This is a genomic window from Flagellimonas oceani (assembly GCF_011068285.1).
Taxonomy (GTDB): domain Bacteria; phylum Bacteroidota; class Bacteroidia; order Flavobacteriales; family Flavobacteriaceae; genus Flagellimonas; species Flagellimonas oceani.
Map to the genome: position 1 here is coordinate 2,615,904 of NZ_CP049616.1, position 23,268 is coordinate 2,639,171.

Here is a 23,268-nt window from a genome sequence, read left to right on the forward strand (position 1 = left end):
ACAGACCGAGGAAAACCCAAAAAAGAAAAGGACATGCAAGATAAGAACAAGGGCTATATGGGCATGTACCTATCCGCTTTCCACTTCGCCATTATCCTATTCCGGGAGCAATATGCCCTGTACTTATTCCATTACGGGCATCAGGGATTCTCGGATAACATCCATTCCTTTCTAGTACGGTCCGGGCTACCGTCCCAAGGCATGGTCGCCCGTCTGCTCTTGCTGGGGCTTCTGATGGGCGGTATTATGATGTACCGTCCGGTCAAAAAAGAGGAAGTCGGTCGCAGAAAAAGTGTTGCGGGCTTTCTCGTGTCCTTGGCCTTGCTGTTCGTTTCTTGGTGGTGCCACGGTGCTTCCGAACTAGGGATGTGGGCCTCCATGATATTTCTTTCATTGGCCTACTTGGGATTGATGACTTTCGGGATGCGATTGTTCCAGTTTTTGGACTTCATGAACTTGGCAAAAAATGACCCCTTTAACGATACGAAGGAAACCTTCGAGCAGACTGGGGAGCGTATAGATACCCCATATTCCGCCAATATCCCATATACCTATTCGCACGATGGGAAACAACGGAAAGGATGGATTAATTTTGTCAATCTTTTCAGGGCGTTGTTGGTCATCGGCACTCCGGGGAGCGGCAAATCCTTTTCCGTTATCGAGGAGATCATGGCCCAGTTCATCGACAAGAAATACGCCATGGTCATCTACGATTTTAAGTTTGATACGCTGACCCGTAAGGCGTACGGTTATCTACAGGAGGCCATAAAAAAGCATGGGAACGATTCCGAAATGCCTTTCCCGAAGCTCTACCGAATCTGTTTTGATGACCTTCGGATGACGCACCGGAACAACCCCATGGATCCCTATGGGCTGGTCAATCAGTCGGATGCCATCGATACGGCCACGACCCTTATGAAAAACCTGAATCCCGAATGGATAAAACGGCAGGACTATTTTTCACGTAGTGCCATCAGTTATACAGGGGGCTGTATCTGGTATCTCAAGAAAAAATCGGAAGAAACGGGCAGGTATCTCTGTACCCCGGGGCATTTGGCCATTCTGACCACCGTAAAGATCGATATATTGATGGAAATCATGACCAAGGACGTAGAGGTACGCCAAATATTGGTTCCTTTTCGGGACGCATTGGAAAAGGAGGCCATGGAACAACTGTCTGGCCAGACCAGTACGGTCCAGATAAGCCTTTCTAGTATTGCGACCAAGGAAATTTTCTATGTGATGTCGGGCAACGACTTCAGTCTTGAGGTGAACGATCCCCGGTATCCCAAAATCGTATCGCTACAGAACAATCCCGAACGGAAGGAAGTCTACTCCGCACCCTTGGGCCTGTACATGAACACCATTCTCAAACGGGTAAACAAACCGGGCAAGCGGCACATGGCATTGCTTATCGACGAGGTACCCACCCTGTTCATCATGTTGTTGCGGACCATAATCGATACCGGGAGGGAAAACAAGATCGCCACCATTTTGGGGCTTCAGAGCGTCGGACAGCTGATCTTGGACTACGGCCGGGAACTGGCCGATGTCATCTATGACAACTGTGCGAACATTATCTGCGGTGCGGCCAAGGGCGAGACGGCCAAACGGTTGAGCGAGCTTTTCGGAAAGATCCATCAAGAAAAGGTCTCGAAGAACACGAGCAGTTCGGACGTAAGTACCAATCTGAGTACACAGATGATGGAGCTCTTGCCCAGGAGCAAGATCGCATCCATGTCCACCGGACATTTCGCAGGGTTGGTGGCCGATACTTTCGAGCATCAGATCAAGGAAAAGAAATGTTATGGCCAGTTGCTCCCCGACATCGAAGGCAAGCGAAGGGCCATGAAGCACAAGTTGCCCGTTGTCAACGATTTCAAACCGGAGAATTTCGGGGAACTTTTCCAAGCACAGATGAAGCTCATAGAGGAGCTGGATTTACCGAAGAATGTCTCGGGCCTGTTTACCAGGGAAATTGGGTACATCGAATTTTATGGAAAGCGTCTGGAAGAAACGGCCAAAAATGCATTTACCAATGGTACCAAACGCCGAATTTTTAAGGATGTGGTCAAGGAGCTTCGCCTGTTCGATTTCAGGGAGGATATTCTGGAACTGCTGAATACGGGTGTTAGGGACGCCGATTGGCAAAGGTTATTGGCCTATATTGTGGAGGAATTTTTGGTACGTACGGAAATGGACCGTGTGGCCCAGGCCGAATTCGACAAGATCATTAATGAAGTGGACAGCTTGGTCAAAGAAGAGTATAAAGCCCTTACGGGAAAAGAGCTGAAGAGTGCCATATTTGACGAAAAGAAAATAAATGGTGAAATTGCAAGATCAATCGACAACTCCGAGGCGGCCGTGGAAAAGTTCATGGACGATTTCGGGAAGGAACTTGATGAGTCCCTGTCCCAAAGTTTGGCAGCTTGGCAGGAAGAGACGGAGTATAATTTTGAAGAGGAATTTTCCTCGTATCCCATAGAAAATTTTGAATAATGGACAATGAATCGATCATCAATCTGGACTCCAAGGATTTGGGGTATATCGGGGAACGCTTAAAGGAAATACGTCTTGAACTGGTGGAATTGGACGATGTCGAGGACAAAAGGTTCAGTCAGTTTTCGATGACCAACCTAAGCGATTACCTGAACATGGACCGTACAACTTTGGCCAATGTGGAGCGCGGTTCCTCAATGGTCAATTCAATCAAGATCATCCTCTATTTCTACAGCTTGGGCTATAACCCCATTTGGATCCTGTTGCCCGATAACGAGTTCGTGCAAAAGCGTAATCTCGGGGAAAATATGGTCTATCAAGAAGGACTTCGCGAGAAATACCTTGAGCTGGAGGAACGGGTTTCAGAGGCCATGAAGGATTTCAAATCGTCCTTGTAAATTTTGCATTCGAAGTAATTTCTTGCCGTTAAAAAGATTTAGGTTCAATATCCCCATTATTGTCCGCAACAATCTACCTATGCTTTGTTCAATTGCTGTATAGCAATGTCCATAGCATTATAATCATTGCTATATAGCAACGTATAATGCAATAGATATTCAATGCTATATATGGATATAGTTTCAAATGTTCATAGTGTCATATGGCCATATGATACTATGGTTTTAAAAAGTATATTTATGGAAACAAAAATAATTTCATGTACGGGGGAAAAGGGCGGTTGTGGCAAGACGACCCTGAATATCATCTTGGCCACCAACCTTTTCCACTTGTACGGGAAGAAAGTAGTATTGATCGACATGGATAATCCCCAGTACTCTGTGTACAAAAAGAGGAACCGAGATCTTGGACAGGTAGGTTCGACCGAAATGCCGATGTTTCCCGTGGAGCGGGCAACGGTCCAGACCTTGGAACCGTTGATTAAAAAATATTATGGTACCGTGGATTTTATCATCGTCGATTTCCCCGGAAACCTTAACGAGGAAATGGTAAGGGGGCTGCTGTACGTCGAACATATCTTTATTCCCTTTTTCCTTGACGAACTGGAAATCGACGGTACGGCGGTGTTTTACAAAACACTGCAACGGAACTATCTAATGAACGAAAATCGGGTACTTCGTTCCGTCAACCTGTTCTTCAACCGCTACGAGCTGGTCAAGGTCAATAAGTTCAATGCGGTAAGGAAAACCTAGGCGAAAGCGGGGATGCCCATGATGGAACAGGTCGTCATGGAACGGACCGTATACAGGGAGCGATACCGGAATACCCTAATTCCCATTCCCGAGACAAAAGAGAACGGGGAACTGGGGTTGAAACGATTTATGGAAGAGGTCATGAAAATTTCAAAAAACTAAAAATGGGCAAAAAAGTAAACGTTAAGGATTTGCTGGAATCGGCCATCCTAGATAATACGGATACCAAGGAAGAGGTCGAGGGACTGAGGGAACAACGGCACGGCACAGGCGGAAAAGTTGGAAATAATCCGATGGAGCAAAATAAAACAACTGATGACACCCTTAAAGATAGCAGAACGCATAGGGCCTTTGCCCGTACATTTCCGTTGACAAAGTTAAGCCGTAGAGAACAAAGGAAAGTAATGGATTTCGAGAGGTTAATGGAGCAAAACGATTATACCGACAAAAAGGAGCAGTTTATCTTTAGGTTGAGCAAGACCTGTTTCGAGGATTATGAACGGCTGGCCAGCGCATGCAGCTATAAATTGGAAAAAAAGGTATCGCGCAACGATATCATGCGAAAGGCCCTGGAGATTTACCACCAAGAAAACATTCGGGAACTTCAACGAATTATCGACAAGATTTGAATTGGCAGTGGGAACATATCGTCTATGCCGTCATCGGTATCCTGTGCCTGTTGTGGTACCTATGGGTCTTTGTCATACTTAAAAAATCAAAAAACGAAAAAAATGTTCAGGAAAATGATTCATATATGCAAAAATCACATATATTTGTAAAAAACACATCTTCAAAGGATAAAGATATGGACCAGTTACTCAGCCGTGTCGATGAGAATGAAACCAGCTCCGAGCTGTTGGATATTTTCAATGCGTCCGATAAAGATGTTCAGAATGAATCCTTAATTCCAGAACATGAAAAATTCAAGATTATCAAAAACTCCGAGTCCCCTCCGGAACCGGAGCTGGACGACTCCGATTAACGTCTTCCTAACACTATTCCTTATTGTTGCTTTCCATTCGGCCGGCTTTGCCCAGATCGATGAACTGGTCGATCAGGTCAACGAGGCGGAACAGGGTACGGCACAGATAGGGAACAGTATTTTCCGCATCATCAAGATTGCCGCAGGCGTACTTCTGGCCATCGCGGCACTGGCCTTTCTCATCATCAGGGAACAGAACCAGGATATGGCCCGAAAAGTGGGCAACGCCATTGTGGGGCTGGTCATTTTCTACGGCCTTATCGAAATCGGGGAAAACTTGGCCAACTGATCATGGAAAACAAGCTGGTCAAAATTCCAAAGGCCCTGCAAAAGGACGTTTCCTTCTTTGGGCTTCGTGCTAAATATGTGGACCAAGCCTTTAAGGGCTCGTTCCTGTCCCTGATGGTGGGACTGTTCCTCAGTACGGTCATCCCTACCTTTCTTAGCCTTTTGCTTTCCTTCTGTACCGCGGCCCTCTATATCGCACTCATGCTTTTCTATTCAAAGGCTTATGGGGAAAACGGTTTTATCAAGTCCCGAGCGGACAGAAAGGGGCCGGACACCATTAAGGGCCATGTCAATAAAAAAAAGTTGGTGCTATGGAAAAAAGATTGAATCTTCTGGATGCCTTTCCCATTTATGGTTATGAGGCACCGATCTTGGTATCAAAGGAACGAGGATGCCTGAGCATTCCGCTGCAATTGGAACTTCCCGAAATCTACACTTTGGACAGCAAGGATTATCTGAACCTGAACCGGATGGTCTCGGGTATCTTGGAAATCCTGGGCGAGAACTGTCTTTTGCACAAACAGGACCTGTTCTTCGGAGAAACCTATGCCATGGACCGACAGCGGTTGGAACGGGATTTTTTCGAGACCGAGGACGAACGCTATTTCAAGGACAGGCCTTTTTTGGAGCACCGGTGCTATCTGGCCATCCACAAAGTACCCAAAAACTATATCGGCCGAACGCCTATCGGGGCCAATTCCTTCTTAAAGAAAGAGCGCCGGTTCTACGGCCAAAAATATGTTCCCGAAGAATACCTCGACGGGGACACAATGGCGGATTTCGAGGCCAGGGTAGGTGCCGTCAACGACCTTATCAACGATTCGGGCCTGATGAGCTCAAAAATCCTTGATTCCGAGGGGCTTTTCGGACGATCGGGCTATTACGACTGTTATCTGGAAGCGGGCTACGGGGAAGGTACGGGCAGGGATATCGATTTTTCCGACTACGGGCTGCGGATCGGCGAAAAACAGGGACAGTACTTCACTTTGGAAAACCTGGACCAGTTCTCCAAGGAGGATATGGCCTTTCACGAATATTTTGGAAAATACAGTACAGGGAACAACCTCTTTCCTATAGGAAACCTGTTTTCCTTGGGGTTCAGGATTCCGCAGGAACATATTGTCAACCAATATATCTATATACCCGAAAAGGAGAAGGCCATGGCCAAACTTCGGTCGAAGGCGAAACGACTTGACAAATATGCCCGGAACCGCAAGGGGGACAAGAACAGCACCTACCGGGACCAAATCTATGAGTTCCAGCAGCATATCCTTAACGAGCATAAGGAACTGGTCTATTATCACTTGAACGTATTGGGCATTTCCAATTCCAAAAAGTCCTTTAGGTCGATGTGCAATTCCGTCCGGTCGGCCTTTCGGAAGCTGGGTATTCATGCCAAGGAAAATACCGTGGATCGGAAAAACCTCTTTTTTGGGGGTATCCTTGGCAACGGCATCGGACTCAGCATGGAACTCTTCAGCCCCTTTTCCTCGGAGATGGCGGCCAGCCTTTGGTATTTTGAAGGGGGATATCGAAACAGGATGCACGGCCCCCACGGCCTGCGCATGGTCGATAGGGCCACGGGAAAACCTTTATTGGTAAGTCTCTACCGCGATCCCGAGGCAAAGGACTGGATCTTTAACCGGGGCATGCTCATCGCCTCCGGTTCCGGTGGCGGAAAGACCTTTTTTGCCAATGCCTACCTGTTCTCCGAATATCGCGAGGGAGCGGAAATCCTCATTCTTGAGAACGGGAATTCCTATGACAAGTTGCTGGACCATCTGGACGGGGTCGTCATAGAGAACGACGACAAAAATCCCTTTACGTTCAACCCCTTTATGCTGGATCCGGGGGATATGGTAGAAAAAGACGGCCAAAAGATGCTTACCGAGCACAAGCTGACGCAGCTTATCGCATTGGTCTATCTTCTATTGGGGCGAAAGGATACTACAACGGACGACGGTCATGACAGTGCCGTAATCCAGACCATTATCGAATTGTTGGTACAGGGATATTATAGGGACCAGTTCCTTAAGGATAATCCCGATAACTCCTTCAATACTTTTTATGGGTATTCGGAAAGGCATTTGGAGCGGCTTATGGATTCCAAGGGCATACGAAAGGAAGTCTTCGACCCCAATCTGTTTTTACTGCTCTTGGGCAAATATGCCCACGATGGCCCCAGGGCATACCTGTTGAACAGTAGGGACAAAAGGATAGCCCAATTGGGTCGTGAAAGGTTGGTATACTTCAAACTCGAAAACCTGATCGAAAACGAACAGCTCTTTCCGATCCTGGCGTTCCTGATGATCGATGTGTTCGACAAAAAACTGAAGGATCCCAAAAAACTTTCCCTAAACAAAATATTGGTCGTTGACGAGGCGTGGAACCTGTTCGACAATCCGATAATGGCCCACTACTTTGACGCCAAGTCCAGAATGGCCCGGAAATATGGGGGGCAGCCCATTTTTATCTCGCAAAAGGTAAGCGATTTCGTCAAATCCAAATACATCGGCAATACCATTGTGGTCAACAGCCATATTAAGGTGTTGCTGGACCTCGGCGAATTCGGAAATTCCTTTGGGGAGATCCAACGGTTATTGGGCCTGAACGAGAAACAGAAGCAACTGATCCTATCCATCAACAAAGATTTGCCCATGGGCCGAAAGCTAAGGGAAATGGCCATTTGTTGGAAGGACCGGGTCAAGGTGTTCGGATTGGAGACCTCGTTGCCCACCAAATGCCTGTTCGAGACCAATCCCAATGAAAAAGCAAAGATCAACCGTCTCCATGAAAAACATGGCCGTGATTGGGTAAGAACGGCCAACGCCTACAAACAGCTGCAGAACGAACTGGCGGAATCCGGTTCTGGGAATTTGAACGGCAGCGACATTAACCCTAAAAATAGAAAATGATGATATACTTGAAACCAAGAATTGTTTACCTAAGAATTTTAATCGGGCTACTCCCTTATTTTGGGGCCGCCCAGATTCCCGTAACCGATGTGGCGGCGAACGCGCAACTGGTCATCCTCAATCAAAATGTGGCCACGCTGAATTCGCAACTGGTCACCTTGAACTCGACCATGGGCAAGCTTTTGGCACAGATGGAACGGAACGTTACCGCAAATTCCAGTGCCTCCAAAATCCTTAGCCAGGACCTGACCGCAAAAAGGACCCCCGCCAGCTATGTCATGGGAAGTCCAGAAATGAACGAGCTATATGACTTGAAGGACAAGATCGTGGAAGCCTATAAGGGTACTCAGAAAAACCTGCGCTCGTTCGCCAATCTGGAAAAGGTGGAAAAGGAAAGGGCGACCGAAGCGTTGGCCGATGCCCTCGTGCAGGTTACCTCCTTGGTCTCACAAGGGTCGCATATCGCCTCCACGGGCGAGATCATCGAATCGGCCGACCGGCTTTCGGCACTACGGTCGATCTTGGACAAAATGGACAGCGTGCTGGAAACCATCATAAAAGTCAACACCTCCCTTTTACAGAAAAACGAACACCGCAAAGCGGTCTATTCATTGATTAAGACCAATTGATGTACGTAATGCAATCGGATACAGGTTTTAGGGTAACGGTCAACACGATATTCGACCAATATATCGATGATGCCTTCGCGAATTTAGGCCCTACCTTGGGCATTGGCTTCCAAATGGCAAAGATCGGGTTGGGCATTTTCGCCATCATGCATTTTGTGGGCAATGATCGCGCCGATGTGTTCAAGGCCCTAAAGTGGTTTCCCTTGATGTTCATCCTTTTCAACTACTCCGAGTTTGCACACGCCATCTTTGAATTTTATAACAACCTCGGCTCCTCATTTGTCAGTACCCAAAAGAACTGGGATACCATCGGGCAAAAGGTGGCCTTGGCCCAAATCGATGTGGCAGCCAACAATGTGGTAGAATGGAACATGTTCAGCATGGATATCGATGGACTGCAATCCTTTGCCCTTACGGGTCTGGCAGGTTCCATAACGGCCTTCGCACATATTATCTCTACGCTGATTTTCGTGGGCATCAAGGCATTGGCCACCATTTACCTGTTCATCCTTATCATTTTCGGGCCGATCAATATCGGGCTTTCGTTCATTCCCGCCATTTCGGGCCTTTGGAAAGCATGGTTGCAAAAGTTCATGAGCCTCTGTCTTTGGCTTCCCATGTTATATGTAGTGGATATGTTTATGGTCAATCTTGTCGATGCGCTCGTGGACCATTTGTTGCGTAACAGTGCCTACGACCTCGGATTGATTTTGAGTTCCTCCCTTCTGGTCTTGATGACCTCCTTCTTCTATATCAAGGCCCCTACACTGGCCAACTTTGTAGTGCAGGGACTTAACATATCGGGTGGGGGCATCGTCTCCAAGCCCAAGCACTATGGCAAAAAAGCAATACAAACGGTCATCGATGCAAAGAGCGGCGGGGCCACAAAAGCGGTTAGGACACTTACGCAATAATTAGGATTATGAAAGGAAAATACGAGATATTCAATGATATCGCCCAAAGTAGAAGGCACAACAACAGGCTCGTCTATAGCTGCCTGATCTTGATGATAGCGGTCTTCGCGATTGCCATCTATTTCGTGGTATCGGCCCATGAGCGTGCCAACAATAACGCCTATGTGCTGCACGGGGGGCAACGCCTCCCCATGGTACCGATCAGGGATGCCAAGGAAAACCTCGAAATTCTTTGCGAAGGTCACGTCCAAAACTTTCATGAACTGTTTTTCTCGTTGGAACCCGATCTGAACCTGATCAAAAGAAACATAGAGGAAAAAGCCTTGTTCATGGTCGATTGGTCAGGCAACCGTTTATATGCCCGTTTGGTCGAAAAAAAATACTTCCATGATGTGGTAATGCGTGACTATCACTACTTTGTGGAACTTGATTCGATTCAAATCGACTATGCAACCTATCCGTTTCCGTTTACTTTTTACGGCAAACAGGCCATAGAAAAAGGCAAATCCACAACGTATAGGAACTTGGTCACCAAGGGGCACCTGAAAAAAGCGGGCATTACCCCAAACAACCTGAACGGAATCAAGATTATCGACTTTGAGGTCGTGGACAATTCCGATCTCGAGCGTAGGTAACATGAAATTCAGTGGCAACATAAAACGTTTGAAGCGATGGGTCGTAAGGCACAGAAATTTTGCTATGGCCCTACCTTTTATTCTGGTACTGACCAGTTTTTTTGTCATTGAGAACGTCAAGGATTTTCAAATGGGGTTCGGCGACACTACCGATCCTACGAATGGCTTCAATCCAGAACTTCCCGGCAAGGTTCCGACCTTGGAATCCGAAGCTATCGCCGAGCCTTGGAAATTAAAGGACTCAACTGAAAAGAAAAAGGTAGGGAAATCTTCGTCCTTACCGGACATGACCCAAATGAATGATTCGCAAAACGATTCTCTCCAGAAGATCTTGAAGCGATTGGAAGGGCTCTCCCTGGATGCTAAACCACAGGAAACGGTGCAGGCCGAAATCCCCGATGGAAAGAAAACCGTGGAGAGGGAAAAGAAGAGCGCAAAGACCGCTGAAGAGCAGAAGCAAAAATTCGTCGAGAACCGCTTGGCCTACCGTGAGATGCTGCTGGAGGGAAAAAAGAAAATAGTCGGGGAATCCTTGAGAGGGAACCGCAGGCCCCAACAGGAACGGATGCCCGTTACCAAAAAGCCAATCTTCTTTAGGGCAACCGTATATGGCGACCAATTCATCTTGCCCAATGAGAACGTAAGGCTCCTACTCATGGAAGATATGGTCCTTAGCGAAAAACGATTTCCCAAAAATACCTTCATCTACGCTATGGCTTCCATACGGGGAAACAGGGTGTATTTGGATATAGACAATATCGAGCACCATCCGGTCGATATCTCCGTCAGGGACTTCAACGATGGCAGGGAAGGAATCTACAACAAAAGGGCCGGGGAACTCTGGAGGGAGTACAAGGCCGAAATGGGAGGCGATGCACTGCGAGGGGCCACCGACGAAATTACCAGCGGCGCACCGGATGTTTTAAAAGGCATCGCCCAAGGGTTGGGGACTTTCCTTCGAAAAAAAAGGTTACGGGAAAAGGAAAAAATCCTATTGATGGATGATTATGAACTCTTATTGGCAACACAATGAAAATAAAAGCTGTACTTACAATAATTGGGCTATTGGGGTCTCTATCGGTTATGGCGAAAATGGACACCATTCCGGTTTCAAGGAACTATAAAACCATTCTGGTACTGCCCGCCCCTTATGATTTTTCCATCAATGGGAAGGAGCTGAATTTTTTGGAGTCCTTCCCGACGAAAAGTGCTTCCGCAACCTCAGAGCGTATCGTTTTGCTTATCTATAACGATGTGGCACCCGACACCTCCGATTTTACGAACTATACCATTTATACCCGTGACGGTCGTGCCTATGATTTTATCCTGGAACTGGTGGACATCCCCGCCAAGAAGAGATGGACCATAACCACCGACATGGTCGATAACCTCGAAGAGCTATCCCATAAGAAAAGTGTTACTGAATTGAATGAATCCGACTTTGCGTCATCTCCTGATATAAAAGACACCATGGCACCCAGCGGAACAGTTGGGGAAAAATTGGAGATTAAGCCCGAAAAGGAAATTGATAGGGAACCCTTGCCGCTTACCCAGGAATTGTATGTCTTGGATAGAATGGAATATATACGGCGGAGATGTTATTACAACCAGTTCAACAAGGGCAAGATCATCCGATATTTTTCAAAATACGATGATGTATTTCTCTGGCTGGAGAACGTGTATTATGAAAATAACGAAATATACCTGCAGTTTCGCTTGGAGAACAAGGAACATATCGACTATGATGTCAATTTTATAAAGTTCAGCATCGCCACCAACTACAAGAATAGTTCGAGCAATGTCAAGACGGAACACAAACCCTTGTTCAGGTACAAAGTTCCCAAAAAAGTCGAGGGGAATTCCGAGAACTATTTCATGGTGGTCTTCGATAAGTTTACCCTTGACCGGAGAAAGTCCCTCATGGTGGATCTGGATGAGGAAAAGGGCAATCGAAACCTGTCCTTGGATATAGACCAACTTGTCATCAATAACCCATCAGGATTTAAATTATGAAAACAACAGGATTTTTCATCGCGATACTATTTTGTCTTGCGGCTTCATCCATCTCAGGCCAAATGCGGGGCAACCTTGCTTCTTCGGTCGGCGTGAGCGGTGGCTATGTCGAGGATGGTTATGGTATTATGGGAACGTTTAATTTTCATCCCAATCGGTTCCAATATTTTCAGATAAGTGTTTTGGCCGCAATTGCCGAGGACAAGGGTGCCCAAAATATTCCCTATAATATTTTCACTATTCAGCCGGGGCTTTACTATCGTGTATTCATGGCGCCGCGAAGAAAAAATTTTAGCCTTTTCCTCGGTGGCGGTGGGCTGTTCGGATACGAGGTTATCAACAACGGGAGCAATGAACTGCCCACCGGTGCGCTTATCAATGGCAAAAGCCAATTTATTTACGGCCTTTATCTCGGTGCGGAAATGGAAATAGGCCTAAGTAACGATTTTTCGCTATTGGTCAAGGCCAACGAATACTACCATGTCAATTCGGACGTGGGAAATTTTTATCCGTATGTCGGCGTCGGCCTACGGTATTTTTTGTTTTAAAAAGCGACGTTATGAAATTCAATACCCCACAACGCATAGTCGCCATAGGTACGCTATGCATGATATTTATAATTGCCTGTAGCAAGGACTTTGAAGGAATAGTGCAGGATTCCTTTGATTTTACCTTTCATGGCACGAACGAGGAAAACGGCTTTGTATTTGAAGCTGTAAGAACGGATTTCAGCTTGGAACCCGATCGGATGGTCTCTACCGTTTCCTATTTCATGAAATATAATATCCTTGACGGGAAAGGCTATTATTTAGGTACGGAAAACGATACCATCCGCGAAAACGATACCATCCCCGTCAAGGATTTTGACCTTTCTTACCGCTATATGCCCATCGATACGGGTATGCACAAAGTCAAGGTATTGGCCTGGGATTCAAACCGATTGCAAAAGGAGTTGGAGTTGGCCTACAATGTCAAGTACGCCAGTTTCAGCTTTCTCTTGGGCAAGGGTACCGGGGATTTCATTATCAATAGCCGGAACCCCGTCAATGTAACCTTGTTACGGGACAAGAACACGGTAGCTCCGGATGGGGATTCGACCGAGGAATTTGAGATTACCTACCAACTGGAAGATGGTTCGGGCAAGCTTCATTTGGACGATGTTACCTACAATGCTGGAACCCCCTTCAAGTTGCCCAAGGGCGTTACCGAATTTGGCTACTTACCAGAAACCTTGGGCGAGCACAAATTGACCATGGTTGCCAAGGCTCCCGATGGGGCATCCCTGACGAATGAGCTGCTGCTGACGGTCGGAAATGTCGATTTCACGTTCAGGGCAACCGCGGCATCCTCACAGGTGGAGCTGGATACCAACCTGGCAATCAATGTCGATTTGCAGACACAGGACGAGGAAAGCGAAGTTACCTATGATATTAGCCATTCCTTTTCTTCCGATAGCCAAGGCGCGGGAGTTGTACGGGACCAGAATGGCGGGGTCATGGACCCCGGGACTTTTCGCGGCATTGATCCCGGCAATTATAACTATACTTTTGAGGACGATGAATTGGGGCAGCGCAAAATCTATTTTGATATACGAGACAGCAATGGCCAGAGGAAAAGGGACAGTGTCGAGATCGAGATTGCCAACATTCCCTTCACGTTTAGCGGAAATTCGGAAAGCAACCAGGTATTCGTAAACCAACGGACACAGCTTAATTTCAACATTAAATCGAACGGTAACACATCCAATATCGATTATTTCCTGACCTATGACCTAGAAGAAGGAAACGGAAGGGTTACTGGGGTCAATGGAAATACGATCCGGAACAATACCGACTATCCGGTCGACTTGGGTAATTTCCCATTGTTTTATACGCCCGAAACCTTGGGTCCGCATCGCATCAATTTTCTCGTTACGGACAATTACGGGCAAGCGGTCGGACCTGTGGAGATCGATCTGGATGCCAATCCCCTTGAACTGGAATTCAATGCCTCGGCCAATAGCAACGAGGTATTGGTAGGCCAGCGCGGTACAATTTCACTCAGCCTTATCGAACAAGGGGATTACGATGGGGTTTCCTATGAACTGAATTACTTTATTTCAGGTGGTGACGCACAATTGTACAATGGAAATTCGCCAATAATCCCTAGCCAATATTTTTCGGTAAGTCCGGGAAGCTTTGCGTATGATTTCGTTGGGGACCAGGCAGGAACCTACGAAATAACCTTTTTGCTTCGTGACAGCAACGGTCAGATCCTTGAAGATAAGGTTACCGTTGTCGTTGGCAACAACGACTTTACGGTCAATATGACCCCGTCCAAGGCTACTGAGTTTTCCAACATTCCGGTGGGTATGATCGTGGATATCGACGAAGTTCCCGACGGAGCGAACGACAGTTACACGGCTTTCTTTTCCTCTAGTCAAAACGGGTCGATGTCCATTAATGGTATAACCTATGGTCCGGGGGAACAATTTCCTTTGGGTGCCGGGGTCAACAATATTTCCTATACCGGATCGGAACCCGGACAGCATACTATCGTTCTCAGTGTCGAATCGGGATCGGACGTTACCCGAACGGCCAACACTACCATCACTTTTGACCAGGTCGACTTTACCTTTACCGGGGGCACCCAAAAATCGGACATAACCGTAGGGGAAACCACTGGCCTCAATTTTAATATTTCGGAAAGTGTCGGGTCTTCGGATTACACGATGCGATTCAGTATGAACGGCAATGCGCTCATCAGGGACAACAATGGTATAGAGGTAAGCCCCGGGAACAGTTATGATGTCAATACGGGCAACTTTAACTGGACGCTCGAAGGTACCAATGAAAGTACCGTTCGAATGGCCTTCACGGTCCGAAACGATACCGGATTGGAGAAAACCGTGGATATAACGGTAAACGTTGCGGCCAAGGATTACACCTTTACCGCATCGGGCACATTGCAGCAGGCCTATATCGGGGAACAGGTGGATGTTAACTTCAATATTTCCGAAATCGGAATCGGTGGGGACACCTACGTGATGTATTTTTCGGCAAATGGTAACAATGGTTCTTTTGAATATGCGGGCACCAATTACTCTGCTGGGGAAAGTTTTGATGTACCCGTGGGGGCATTTTCAGGAAAATATACCGGAACGACCGAGGGCAACCATAACATCACTTTTACGGTGCGCTCCTCATCGGATGTGGAGAAAACGGCCAATGTCAATATCAACTATGAAAGGTACGAGGAACCATTCGAGTTGACCGTTAGTCAGGCCCCTGGGGAACGTTTGGAAGAAGAACCCTTTAACATCACGGTCATTACCAATGCCATTGGCACCCATGATCCGGCCGTGACCTATCAAATGACATATTCTTTCAATGGAAACCGTGTCGGTTATTTCTTTTATGGCGGAAATAGATATGATGAGGGGGAGACAATTCCGTTGAACTACGGGAGTACCAACCTTACTTTCTATCCAGAGACCCCAAATACGTTTACCATTGATTTTGAGGTGGAGAACTCAACAGGACACTCCAAAAGCGGAAGCACATTTGTTGACACTTTAGGAAGGCCCGTGGCTTTTGTAAAAGGGGAAAAGCACAATGTCAGTTGTGGTGGATTGAACGGCTGCGATTATCAGGTCAGGATCTATACCTGTTTTGATATCGGGTGCTCGGAAGCCTATGGCGGTGCTACGCTGGACCAGGTGGAAATCAGGATATTCAACAGGAGTACCAACCGGTGGGATACCCGATTGTTCAATTACAACGAAGCCACGGGCAGTGGAGTGGATCGATATTTCATGTTGGAAGAGGAACCCCGAGAAAGCCGTTTGAAATATCTTGATCAGGACTTTGAGGTCCGGGTCAGGGATACCAATGGCCAGTGGAGTGAATGGACATCGGGGAAAATTGTTAGAGTATGATCAAAAGGGGGTAATGCAAACCATTTTCTAGCTTCTTTTAAAAGTATACGTTATGACAACATCTTGATTGTCTAAAAAGTCGTCTTGCTCTAGGACTAACCTGTTTTGGCTAAACTCGATGATGGTCATATCATCTTTATTATCGAAACGAAGAATTTCATTATTGATTAATTCGTATTGGTCTTTTTCAACATTGGCAAAGGCAGCTACATCACCACAGCTTAATCCGTTTTCGTTTATAGTGTAGGAATCTTTTCCTTCGTCAGCGGGACCATCACTAAAAAAAGTAAGGTTGTCCTTTAAGCATTGGCGGATTTCATTGGTATTATATAAATCTATATTTACCGTACCGTCGCCATTTATGTCTACGGCGGTATTGGAATCGATAGCCTCATATTCCCACTGGCCGAACAAAGCTTGCTTCCTATCCGATTCTGCAACACTGTCGTCGTCGCTATTGCACGAAAGAAATAGCAGCATCGGGAATGCAAGAAAGATGAAAATATTTGTTTTCATTGGAATTGGCCTTGGGTTATTACAAATATATCACTAAGGATTACATATTTTAAACAAGAATTTTCGAAATTAATTGTGCGTAGGCAAGATAAATGCATGGAGCGCTTTTTCTGCGCCTCCATGCTTTTATGCGCGGTGCCGAGGATGTTTAAAAACCGTAGCCGGAAAGACGGCCGAATGCGGGCCAGCGCAGCTTGCCCACTCGGTCAGGCTTGAAGGCGAAGGGTTTTAAACTTCCGCCTAGGAACTTGGATAAACACGTCCCTGTCCCTCCTCATTAATATATTCTAACAGTTCTTATAGTCAAATCTCTTCACTAGAAAATGTTTTGCCAATTTCTAGAAATAATATTTCTAATTAGAAGTTTTATCGATATTACGCAGTGTCTTTTACGTAAGCCCCTTCCGGAAACTTTCCCCAATCTAGACCCTTCAGTCAATATTCGTATATTGGCAAGTACTTAGGAATTTAGCGATACCGTTGGTTGGTGATAATATGAAGAAAATGGGGCGAGTCTTGGAAAAGAGCTCAGCATTTTGGATAATGGCGAAAGTGTGCTAAAAAATATTGATAACTAATTGAGCCTATATTTGAGAAATAACTACTTCATAAACCACACCCAAACCGTTTCATCCGCCATCTTGTTATTCGAGGTAAACGCACTATTTTTTTCCTCGATATTCCAGAAAGGAAGGGAATTCCATCATAGAATGAAATCATTATAGGTTATAAACCTTTGTTTAACTAGTCTTAAAGATTGTTGTGGGCTATTTACAATCTACGAAATCGCTTAAAATGCTGAACGCTTCTTACTAAGGGCGGACTTGTTCAATCCATTCTTTGGTCTTCTCGAGATGAAGGGTTTCGAGACTGGCCTACAATAGTTATTTAGCTTTGATGCTGATTTCTTATTTTATATTTTTTGTAGGTACAATTAAAATAGGAATTTTGGCATGCCGAACGACCGTGACCGCCGTATTGCCCATCAGTACATTTTCAAGTACTCCATGGCTATGCGTTCCCATAACCAAAAGTTCAATTTTATTTTTTACGCAGTAGTCCAGAATGGCGTCTGCGGTTTCGCCTTTCAACACCTCGGTCTTGATGTCCCCGCTTCCCAAATGTTGGGCCGAGGCCGATAGAAAATTCTCGGCACCATGAACCAGTTCGTCAACCACTTCCAAATTGTTCTTGGCAAAAGCACTCGTATAACCCATTATGGGTGAATAATCAATGTCATAATAGGTAGCATCGGTTATTACATGTACCAATGTAGTTTGAGCTCCCAGTGCTTTGGCATAGTCATAACCTGTTTCAGCTACTTTTTCTGCGGACGGATTATAGTCCAGCGCAATACATATTTTTTTCATTCTTCATTAATTTATTGAAAAGAGACCAGAAAAACTGGCCCCTTTTGTTCATAAAAAAATAGAATACATCTAATTACGAATTGTAAAATTAGGATAATGCTCCAAAAACTTTTCTTGGGTCTTTTGGCATGTTCGTCTGCCTTTTCTCCCAAGCCTTGAATTCTTACTCTAGTTTTTATTCTTTTTTCAATAAAACATCTTCGTTCTATTTAGACCCTTCTACTAGATCTATTCTCCTTTTTTAGTAAGCAGCTTAGTCTTCATAGCCTCCAATTCTTCCGAGGCTTTCTTACATTTTTTATGTGCTTTTACCTTTTTTTCTTCTTCATTGGCGGTATGATGGTCGTAAACCTTCAGTGAAAATCTTTTGTGCCGATCATGTAATCTCGCCAATTGATCCCTATGTTCTATATCATGTTCCATACGTTCTTGTTTTAAATTCGAAAATTTCTTTGTTATCCTATGATTTATCACTTATTAAACCAATTTTAGAAATGTAGATTTCAAAATCAGTAGTTATTTATTTTTACTTTCCTAATGATTTTGACAATTGACCAAAAAAGAACAGCCCATTGAATTATCGCACTTTTCGGCTAAAAATGTTGAAGGCGACACTAATCGAGTTTGAGGGGAACTGCCTTTATCATAAAATTGGACGAAGAAAAGATTTTGATTCTTACTGTATGCATAAAACGTCTAAAACCGAAGTTTAAAGGTAAATAAACCATCAAAGATATTTTTATAAGAACTTTCGTAAAGCTTACACATTTCACAGGTTTTTAGATATATCAGGTGGGAGAAAATTTTCATTTTTACTGTTCTGTTTGTAAGAACGTCGTCTTAAACAACTAAAATCCTTGGATATCAAATTTTCACTTAGATAGTTTTAAATTCATCTGCCTAAAAGAAGGTCCGAAATTGAAGTCCAACACAACTATCATGTTCTATAAATATTGTTTGACTGAAACGGAAATCAACCGCCTTTGAAGTAACATTTTACCAAAGGCAATTTGGTCATTATACTTATCGATAAATATTAATGAAGCGAACGCTGGGAAAGTATACAGAATAAATATGACGTTTTCTAGCAAGGTGATGCCACCAAACAGCACATCGTTTACGATATGGTAAGCAATTCACTTTCCGGTTGAGCTATAGATAAGGATAGTAATAAGCTCCCGTAAACTGAGGAAAGAGTCAAGTTAGCCGTATCTTTGCAAATTCTTCTACCCATAACGCTTACTAATTTTAGGACATGAAAGACGGACTATTTCGCATACTGTATAAATATTTTTTAAAGACCGGTATGAGCGAAAATCTCGCCTTATACCTCAATTTGATTATTTGGCTAGTGGGAATCCTGCTTTTTGTATGGTTGCTCGACCTTATTATCTTGAAGGTGCTGCGAGCACTGTCGGTTCGAATAGCGCGAAAATCGAAGACCAACTTGGATGATTTTCTGGTGGCGCACAGGGTACCAAGCTATGTGGCTCATATTTTCCCGTTGATACTCTTGTTCAAGTTTGTCCCGATGGCATTTATCGGATTTGATTACGTCGGTGTTCTAGTATTGAAAATACTCCACATTCTGTTCGTCTTGTTGGCACTCGCTTTGGTCAAAAGATTGTTCAGGAGTACGACCGATTACTTGAAAACCAAGCCAAGGTTTCACGATAAACCGATTGATAGTTATATTCAAGTCTTCATGATTTTTGCTTGGATCGTTGGTGTAATGGCCGTTTTCGCTATAATTACCGGTGTTGAAATTTGGAAATTTTTTACCGCCCTCGGTGCGGGCTCCGCAATAATCCTATTAATATTCAAAGATTCCATTTTAGGGCTCGTCGCAAGTATACAGGTCAGTATAAACGATATGGTAGGTATCGGCGATTGGATTACTTTCGATAAATACGGAGCGGATGGCGATGTTATCGAAATTAACTTGGCCACGGTAAAGGTGCAAAATTTCGACAAGACTATCACAACGATCCCGACCTACGCTATGATTTCAGATTCATTTAAAAATTGGAGGGGCATGCAGGTTTCCGGTGGAAGACGAATCAAACGGGCAATGACAATCAGTCAAAAAAGTGTTCGTTTTCTTTCAGATGAAGATTTGACCGAACTCAAGAGAGTACAATTGATTGCCGAATACCTAAATACCCGAACCAGCGAAATCAACGCATATAATACTCAGCAGGATGTAGATAAGTCTTTGAATATAAACGGCAGGAACCTGACAAATTTTGGGGTATTTCGTAAATATGTTTCTTCATATCTTGAAAAACACTCCGCAATCAACAAGACCATGACCTTGATGGTCCGACAACTGGAACCGACACCACAGGGCATTCCTTTGGAAATTTATGCTTTTAGTGCCGACAAGCGGTGGGAAAATTACGAATATGTCATGTCCGATATTTTCGATCATCTTTTGGCCGCCTTGCCTTATTTCGAATTAAAGGTTTTTGAGCTGCCAACTTCTTTGGGTGGGGAAAAATAAATCAAGAGCTTTTTAGTTCCTGCTCCATTTATGATTGGGTTCGTCTGAACTTTTTGATTTATCACACTAAACAAAATCAATTACTTCCCAATATCAATGGTAATCCGGAATCGCCACTGCCAACAATGACTGCTTTAGAGTTAGGTGACTTCGCTAGTTCCAATGTTGCGTCGATACCCTTGTCCCGCAATATCTTATCTGTCAATGAAGCACTTAAAATTCTGTTCGCATCCGCCTTTCCCTGTGCTTCAATGGTTACTTTTTCAGCTTCTTTTCTAGCTGTAACCAAACGAAACTCGTATTCCAACGACTCTTGCTCTTGTTTTAGCTTACGCTCTATAGCTTCCTTTATGGTAACTGGCAAAGTGACATCCCTTACCAATATCTCATTGAGTTGAATGTACTGTCCGTCAACGATCTTTTTGGTTTCTTCATAGATCTCGGCCTGTATCGCATCTCGCTTACTGGAGTACAATTGCTCCGGGGTATACCGCCCCACAACGCTTCTTGCCGCCGATCGAATCGTAGGTAATAGTACCCGTTGAATGTATTCCGAGCCTTTTTCTTGGTGTAGCTTTCCCAAAAATTCCCGTTTTGGTTCAAACCATGCGGAGGCGTCCAGTTTTATTTCCAATCCGTTGGAAGATAGTACCTGCATTTTTTCAAAAACTTCCTGCTGTCTTACCTCATATATGAAAACTTTGTTCCAAGGTGCTACGATATGAAAGCCCTCGCCCAAGGGTGGTTCGTCGGTCACAACGCCTCCACCAAAAGTTTTGTATAATACACCGGACTCTCCCGAACCGATTGTCACTGCGGATTTTGCTATTACAATAACCAGTATAATAAATATGATTATTGCGGGTAAGGCCATTTTAGGTAATTTGTCCATAATCTTTTGTTTTGAATTAGTACTAAATTTTTCGTTTTTAAACGCAATCGATTCCTTAAACTCTTAATGCTTAGGTTATGGGGCGAACAGTTTTTTTATGTGTATCCCGCTCTATTTTTTGCATTACGCTTTGCCCTTTTTCCTTTAATTTTCCTATCCATACCATTTGTGAGTTTGCATTATCAAATATCGGTCTGAAAGAATTTCTTGACTTTTAATTATCTTGTGAACCAAATTGTTCTTTTCAAATATTATTGTACTTAATATCTATTTAGATAACTTTAGTCAAAGGTGCAAAAGAACCATAAAGAGTTTGGTACATAAATATTGATAAACATTACATAATTCACACGTTTCAAAACAGCCTTTAAGCACTAAGCCTTATATATGGATATATATTTAGTGATTGCATCAAATTTATATGAACTATTGATTGCGATTTTAAGGTCAAATAAAACGAACATGGCCGTTGCAAAACTCCAATAGATATCCATTTTTCGCGCTTATAAATGTGCGGAAATCAGTAAATTAAAGATAGGCGAAGAAGAAAGAAGTATACCGAAAAACTGTGTGCGGTTTTCTAGGACTATCCCATTTGTGGTCTCTTTCGATAGTTGTGTCGATATACCCTTTACAGAACCATAAGGTATGCTACTTCTCATTGGATTCAAGTAACCAATAAAATTCGCGACAAATGATATTAGCAATACAATCTTCAAAGATTTAAGCGTGTACCCATAATATTTTCGATTTTGGCACATAGACTACTTTTTGTCTCTTCATTAGCCGTAATTGTTCCCACTAGCAGGTTCCTGCCTAAAACATTCCACCAGCATTTTATACAGTTCCGGATGTTTCTTTTTTAGTAAATCGGGCCGTTCAAAAAAGTATTCGGAAGCCACGGCAAAAAACTCGGCTTCGTTGGTTCCGCCATACTTTCGGATATCGGAATGGTTATCGTTTATGGCTTCCATTTCCTTGTGGATCAACTTTAGCCACGGGATTGTATATTGATGTTTCAATAACCGTTCTGGCACTCCATCGGTCACATCGTCTATTTTATCTATGAGGTGTACAAATTCGTGAATCCCGGTGTTGCTTTTATCAGTGGTATTGGCAAAGCCATGGTATAACGCTTTTTTTGATAGAATCATCTGTTTTTCGAACCTGCCGCTACCGACCAGTCCCCCAATATTTCGTAATTGTCCCTTACTATCGAATTCCAAATCTTCGTTGAAATAATCAGGATATAGAAGTATACCGCTCAAATTGGTATAGTGCCATTCCTCAAAACCAAAAACCGGAATCACGGCACTTGCGGCAATCAATATTTTGTCCAGTTCTTCTAATTCCAGTTGTACCCCATCAATATATACCTCGCTTAAGAACTGCATCATTCGTTGTTGAAAAACTGCCTGTTCACTTTTGGGAAGTTTCCGGTAAAAGAGTACATGATCCATCAGCAACGGATGCCAATGATTTGGGAAGGGCTTTACCTTTTTTTTTCCTATTCCGGAAAAATAATAAACGGCAAGCACAAGAAGTAGTCCAAAGATTATGGTGTAAATCATGATTGGCGGAGTAGTTTACAAAACAGCATTAATTTGAATTTACACTTTCCGCCTTAAATCCAATATTTTGGAGCGTAGTATTTACCTCCTCTTCGAATGCTCCATTGCTTTCCACTGTCAGGGTTTTATCGGGATTAGCGGTATCCACTTCCCAATTTTCAATCCCGTCTTGCTTGTTTATAAAAGGTGTTGCCTTAGATGCACATTCACCACAATTGATATTTGTTTTAAATTTTAAAGTTTTCATCGTGTTTGAACTTATTCTTATTAAAGTTTTACTCATTTTAGCCGTAAGCTGTTCTCTACAAACGATACACTACTGAATGCCATTGCTACTCTCGCAATCATCAGCTAAAAATCCATCAACAGGCTAAAACTCCTGCTAGTATAGGAATTCCGATGATATTATATATGAATGCTCAAAACAGATTCTGACATATACCCATTTCGGTTTTTTTGACAGTTCCAAAATGG

General features: G+C 44.1%; 23 protein-coding genes. 17 read left to right on the forward strand and 6 right to left on the reverse strand.

The genetic code is table 11. From position 1 onward, the window contains the following. Positions 1-33: 33 nt before the first annotated feature. From GVT53_RS12055 to GVT53_RS12130, 16 genes are all read left to right on the forward strand, one after another. Positions 34-2,499, forward strand: a complete 2,466-nt coding sequence (locus GVT53_RS12055) for a type IV secretory system conjugative DNA transfer family protein (protein ID WP_119648307.1) — start codon at positions 34-36, stop codon at positions 2,497-2,499. Further along, positions 2,499-2,897: a hypothetical protein gene (locus GVT53_RS12060; RefSeq protein ID WP_094997555.1), complete on the forward strand. Its 399-nt coding sequence runs from the start codon at positions 2,499-2,501 to the stop codon at positions 2,895-2,897. Before GVT53_RS12055 ends, GVT53_RS12060 begins: the two co-directional genes overlap by 1 nt. A gap of 240 nt (positions 2,898-3,137) precedes the next feature. Then, entirely contained in the window at positions 3,138-3,650 is a 513-nt protein-coding gene (locus tag GVT53_RS12065; protein ID WP_166248842.1) for a ParA family protein, read from the forward strand. Positions 3,651-3,668: 18 nt separating this feature from the next. Further along, positions 3,669-3,812 carry a hypothetical protein gene (locus GVT53_RS12070; protein WP_166248843.1) on the forward strand — a complete coding sequence of 48 codons (144 nt, stop codon included), beginning with the start codon at positions 3,669-3,671 and terminating at the stop codon, positions 3,810-3,812. A gap of 2 nt (positions 3,813-3,814) precedes the next feature. Continuing rightward, entirely contained in the window at positions 3,815-4,279 is a 465-nt protein-coding gene (locus tag GVT53_RS12075; RefSeq protein WP_119648305.1) for a hypothetical protein, read from the forward strand. 176 nt (positions 4,280-4,455) lie between these two features. Further along, entirely contained in the window at positions 4,456-4,632 is a 177-nt protein-coding gene (locus tag GVT53_RS12080; protein ID WP_166248844.1) for a hypothetical protein, read from the forward strand. Next, complete coding sequence (locus GVT53_RS12085) at positions 4,565-4,921, forward strand: hypothetical protein (RefSeq protein ID WP_147378288.1); 357 nt, start codon at positions 4,565-4,567, stop codon at positions 4,919-4,921. Before GVT53_RS12080 ends, GVT53_RS12085 begins: the two co-directional genes overlap by 68 nt. A gap of 2 nt (positions 4,922-4,923) precedes the next feature. Next, on the forward strand, positions 4,924-5,247 hold the full coding sequence (locus tag GVT53_RS12090) for a DUF4133 domain-containing protein (protein WP_094997551.1): 324 nt from the start codon (positions 4,924-4,926) through the stop codon (positions 5,245-5,247). Further along, positions 5,232-7,835 (forward strand): TraG family conjugative transposon ATPase, encoded by a 2,604-nt coding sequence (locus GVT53_RS12095; protein WP_119648303.1) that lies wholly within the window; start codon positions 5,232-5,234, stop codon positions 7,833-7,835. Before GVT53_RS12090 ends, GVT53_RS12095 begins: the two co-directional genes overlap by 16 nt. Beyond that, positions 7,832-8,464: a TrbJ/VirB5 family protein gene (locus GVT53_RS12100; protein WP_119648302.1), complete on the forward strand. Its 633-nt coding sequence runs from the start codon at positions 7,832-7,834 to the stop codon at positions 8,462-8,464. Before GVT53_RS12095 ends, GVT53_RS12100 begins: the two co-directional genes overlap by 4 nt. Positions 8,465-8,472: 8 nt before the next feature. Next, on the forward strand, positions 8,473-9,378 hold the full coding sequence (locus GVT53_RS12105) for a TraJ family protein (RefSeq protein ID WP_162987836.1): 906 nt from the start codon (positions 8,473-8,475) through the stop codon (positions 9,376-9,378). An 8-nt stretch (positions 9,379-9,386) separates the two neighbouring features. Beyond that, positions 9,387-10,013, forward strand: coding sequence for a hypothetical protein (locus tag GVT53_RS12110; RefSeq protein WP_094997547.1), 627 nt, complete (start codon positions 9,387-9,389; stop codon positions 10,011-10,013). Between the two features lie 64 nt (positions 10,014-10,077). Beyond that, the gene (traM, locus tag GVT53_RS12115; protein WP_166248845.1) at positions 10,078-11,046 is read left to right on the forward strand and encodes a conjugative transposon protein TraM; all 969 of its coding nucleotides are present in this window, start codon (positions 10,078-10,080) and stop codon (positions 11,044-11,046) included. Continuing rightward, positions 11,043-12,026: a DUF4138 domain-containing protein gene (locus GVT53_RS12120; protein ID WP_119648299.1), complete on the forward strand. Its 984-nt coding sequence runs from the start codon at positions 11,043-11,045 to the stop codon at positions 12,024-12,026. Before traM ends, GVT53_RS12120 begins: the two co-directional genes overlap by 4 nt. Further along, positions 12,023-12,574 (forward strand): conjugal transfer protein TraO, encoded by a 552-nt coding sequence (locus GVT53_RS12125; RefSeq protein WP_119648298.1) that lies wholly within the window; start codon positions 12,023-12,025, stop codon positions 12,572-12,574. The genes GVT53_RS12120 and GVT53_RS12125 overlap by 4 nt, the downstream gene beginning before the upstream one ends. A gap of 11 nt (positions 12,575-12,585) precedes the next feature. Continuing rightward, positions 12,586-15,942, forward strand: a complete 3,357-nt coding sequence (locus tag GVT53_RS12130) for a TraQ conjugal transfer family protein (RefSeq protein WP_119648297.1) — start codon at positions 12,586-12,588, stop codon at positions 15,940-15,942. A 27-nt stretch (positions 15,943-15,969) separates the two neighbouring features. Here GVT53_RS12130 and GVT53_RS12135 read toward each other — a convergent pair whose 3' ends face one another. From GVT53_RS12135 to GVT53_RS12145, 3 genes are all read right to left on the reverse strand, one after another. After that, positions 15,970-16,458, reverse strand: coding sequence for a hypothetical protein (locus GVT53_RS12135; RefSeq protein WP_119648296.1), 489 nt, complete (start codon positions 16,456-16,458; stop codon positions 15,970-15,972). A 908-nt stretch (positions 16,459-17,366) separates the two neighbouring features. Further along, complete coding sequence (locus GVT53_RS12140; RefSeq protein ID WP_119648295.1) at positions 17,367-17,828, reverse strand: universal stress protein; 462 nt, start codon at positions 17,826-17,828, stop codon at positions 17,367-17,369. 228 nt (positions 17,829-18,056) lie between these two features. Continuing rightward, positions 18,057-18,251, reverse strand: a complete 195-nt coding sequence (locus GVT53_RS12145; RefSeq protein ID WP_119648610.1) for a hypothetical protein — start codon at positions 18,249-18,251, stop codon at positions 18,057-18,059. An 832-nt stretch (positions 18,252-19,083) separates the two neighbouring features. Between GVT53_RS12145 and GVT53_RS12150 the strand changes: the two genes are divergently transcribed. Beyond that, positions 19,084-20,331, forward strand: coding sequence for a mechanosensitive ion channel family protein (locus tag GVT53_RS12150; protein ID WP_119648294.1), 1,248 nt, complete (start codon positions 19,084-19,086; stop codon positions 20,329-20,331). A gap of 76 nt (positions 20,332-20,407) precedes the next feature. Here GVT53_RS12150 and GVT53_RS12155 read toward each other — a convergent pair whose 3' ends face one another. From GVT53_RS12155 to GVT53_RS12165, 3 genes are all read right to left on the reverse strand, one after another. Then, positions 20,408-21,223, reverse strand: coding sequence for a prohibitin family protein (locus tag GVT53_RS12155; protein ID WP_119648293.1), 816 nt, complete (start codon positions 21,221-21,223; stop codon positions 20,408-20,410). A 782-nt stretch (positions 21,224-22,005) separates the two neighbouring features. Next, on the reverse strand, positions 22,006-22,794 hold the full coding sequence (locus GVT53_RS12160; RefSeq protein WP_166248846.1) for a M90 family metallopeptidase: 789 nt from the start codon (positions 22,792-22,794) through the stop codon (positions 22,006-22,008). 28 nt (positions 22,795-22,822) lie between these two features. Then, a complete protein-coding gene (locus tag GVT53_RS12165; protein WP_166248847.1) occupies positions 22,823-23,041 on the reverse strand; it encodes a heavy-metal-associated domain-containing protein in 219 nt (72 codons plus the stop codon). Positions 23,042-23,268 lie beyond the last annotated feature (227 nt).

What these genes read in the sequence shown, in the direction of transcription:
- GVT53_RS12075 (WP_119648305.1), top strand. Translation starts at nt 3,815, where the DNA reads ATGGGCAAAAAAGTAAACGTTAAGGATTTGCTGGAATCGGCCATCCTA.
- GVT53_RS12090 (WP_094997551.1), top strand. Translation starts at nt 4,924, where the DNA reads ATGGAAAACAAGCTGGTCAAAATTCCAAAGGCCCTGCAAAAGGACGTT.
- GVT53_RS12080 (WP_166248844.1), top strand. Translation starts at nt 4,456, where the DNA reads ATGGACCAGTTACTCAGCCGTGTCGATGAGAATGAAACCAGCTCCGAG.
- GVT53_RS12100 (WP_119648302.1), top strand. Translation starts at nt 7,832, where the DNA reads ATGATGATATACTTGAAACCAAGAATTGTTTACCTAAGAATTTTAATC.
- traM (WP_166248845.1), top strand. Translation starts at nt 10,078, where the DNA reads ATGGCCCTACCTTTTATTCTGGTACTGACCAGTTTTTTTGTCATTGAG.
- GVT53_RS12150 (WP_119648294.1), top strand. Translation starts at nt 19,084, where the DNA reads ATGAAAGACGGACTATTTCGCATACTGTATAAATATTTTTTAAAGACC.
- GVT53_RS12110 (WP_094997547.1), top strand. Translation starts at nt 9,387, where the DNA reads ATGAAAGGAAAATACGAGATATTCAATGATATCGCCCAAAGTAGAAGG.
- GVT53_RS12145 (WP_119648610.1), bottom strand. Translation starts at nt 18,251, where the DNA reads ATGGAACATGATATAGAACATAGGGATCAATTGGCGAGATTACATGAT.
- GVT53_RS12140 (WP_119648295.1), bottom strand. Translation starts at nt 17,828, where the DNA reads ATGAAAAAAATATGTATTGCGCTGGACTATAATCCGTCCGCAGAAAAA.
- GVT53_RS12085 (WP_147378288.1), top strand. Translation starts at nt 4,565, where the DNA reads ATGAAAAATTCAAGATTATCAAAAACTCCGAGTCCCCTCCGGAACCGG.
- GVT53_RS12070 (WP_166248843.1), top strand. Translation starts at nt 3,669, where the DNA reads ATGATGGAACAGGTCGTCATGGAACGGACCGTATACAGGGAGCGATAC.
- GVT53_RS12165 (WP_166248847.1), bottom strand. Translation starts at nt 23,041, where the DNA reads ATGAAAACTTTAAAATTTAAAACAAATATCAATTGTGGTGAATGTGCA.
- GVT53_RS12135 (WP_119648296.1), bottom strand. Translation starts at nt 16,458, where the DNA reads ATGAAAACAAATATTTTCATCTTTCTTGCATTCCCGATGCTGCTATTT.
- GVT53_RS12055 (WP_119648307.1), top strand. Translation starts at nt 34, where the DNA reads ATGCAAGATAAGAACAAGGGCTATATGGGCATGTACCTATCCGCTTTC.
- GVT53_RS12155 (WP_119648293.1), bottom strand. Translation starts at nt 21,223, where the DNA reads ATGGACAAATTACCTAAAATGGCCTTACCCGCAATAATCATATTTATT.
- GVT53_RS12125 (WP_119648298.1), top strand. Translation starts at nt 12,023, where the DNA reads ATGAAAACAACAGGATTTTTCATCGCGATACTATTTTGTCTTGCGGCT.
- GVT53_RS12065 (WP_166248842.1), top strand. Translation starts at nt 3,138, where the DNA reads ATGGAAACAAAAATAATTTCATGTACGGGGGAAAAGGGCGGTTGTGGC.
- GVT53_RS12130 (WP_119648297.1), top strand. Translation starts at nt 12,586, where the DNA reads ATGAAATTCAATACCCCACAACGCATAGTCGCCATAGGTACGCTATGC.
- GVT53_RS12105 (WP_162987836.1), top strand. Translation starts at nt 8,473, where the DNA reads ATGCAATCGGATACAGGTTTTAGGGTAACGGTCAACACGATATTCGAC.
- GVT53_RS12060 (WP_094997555.1), top strand. Translation starts at nt 2,499, where the DNA reads ATGGACAATGAATCGATCATCAATCTGGACTCCAAGGATTTGGGGTAT.
- GVT53_RS12160 (WP_166248846.1), bottom strand. Translation starts at nt 22,794, where the DNA reads ATGATTTACACCATAATCTTTGGACTACTTCTTGTGCTTGCCGTTTAT.
- GVT53_RS12095 (WP_119648303.1), top strand. Translation starts at nt 5,232, where the DNA reads ATGGAAAAAAGATTGAATCTTCTGGATGCCTTTCCCATTTATGGTTAT.
- GVT53_RS12120 (WP_119648299.1), top strand. Translation starts at nt 11,043, where the DNA reads ATGAAAATAAAAGCTGTACTTACAATAATTGGGCTATTGGGGTCTCTA.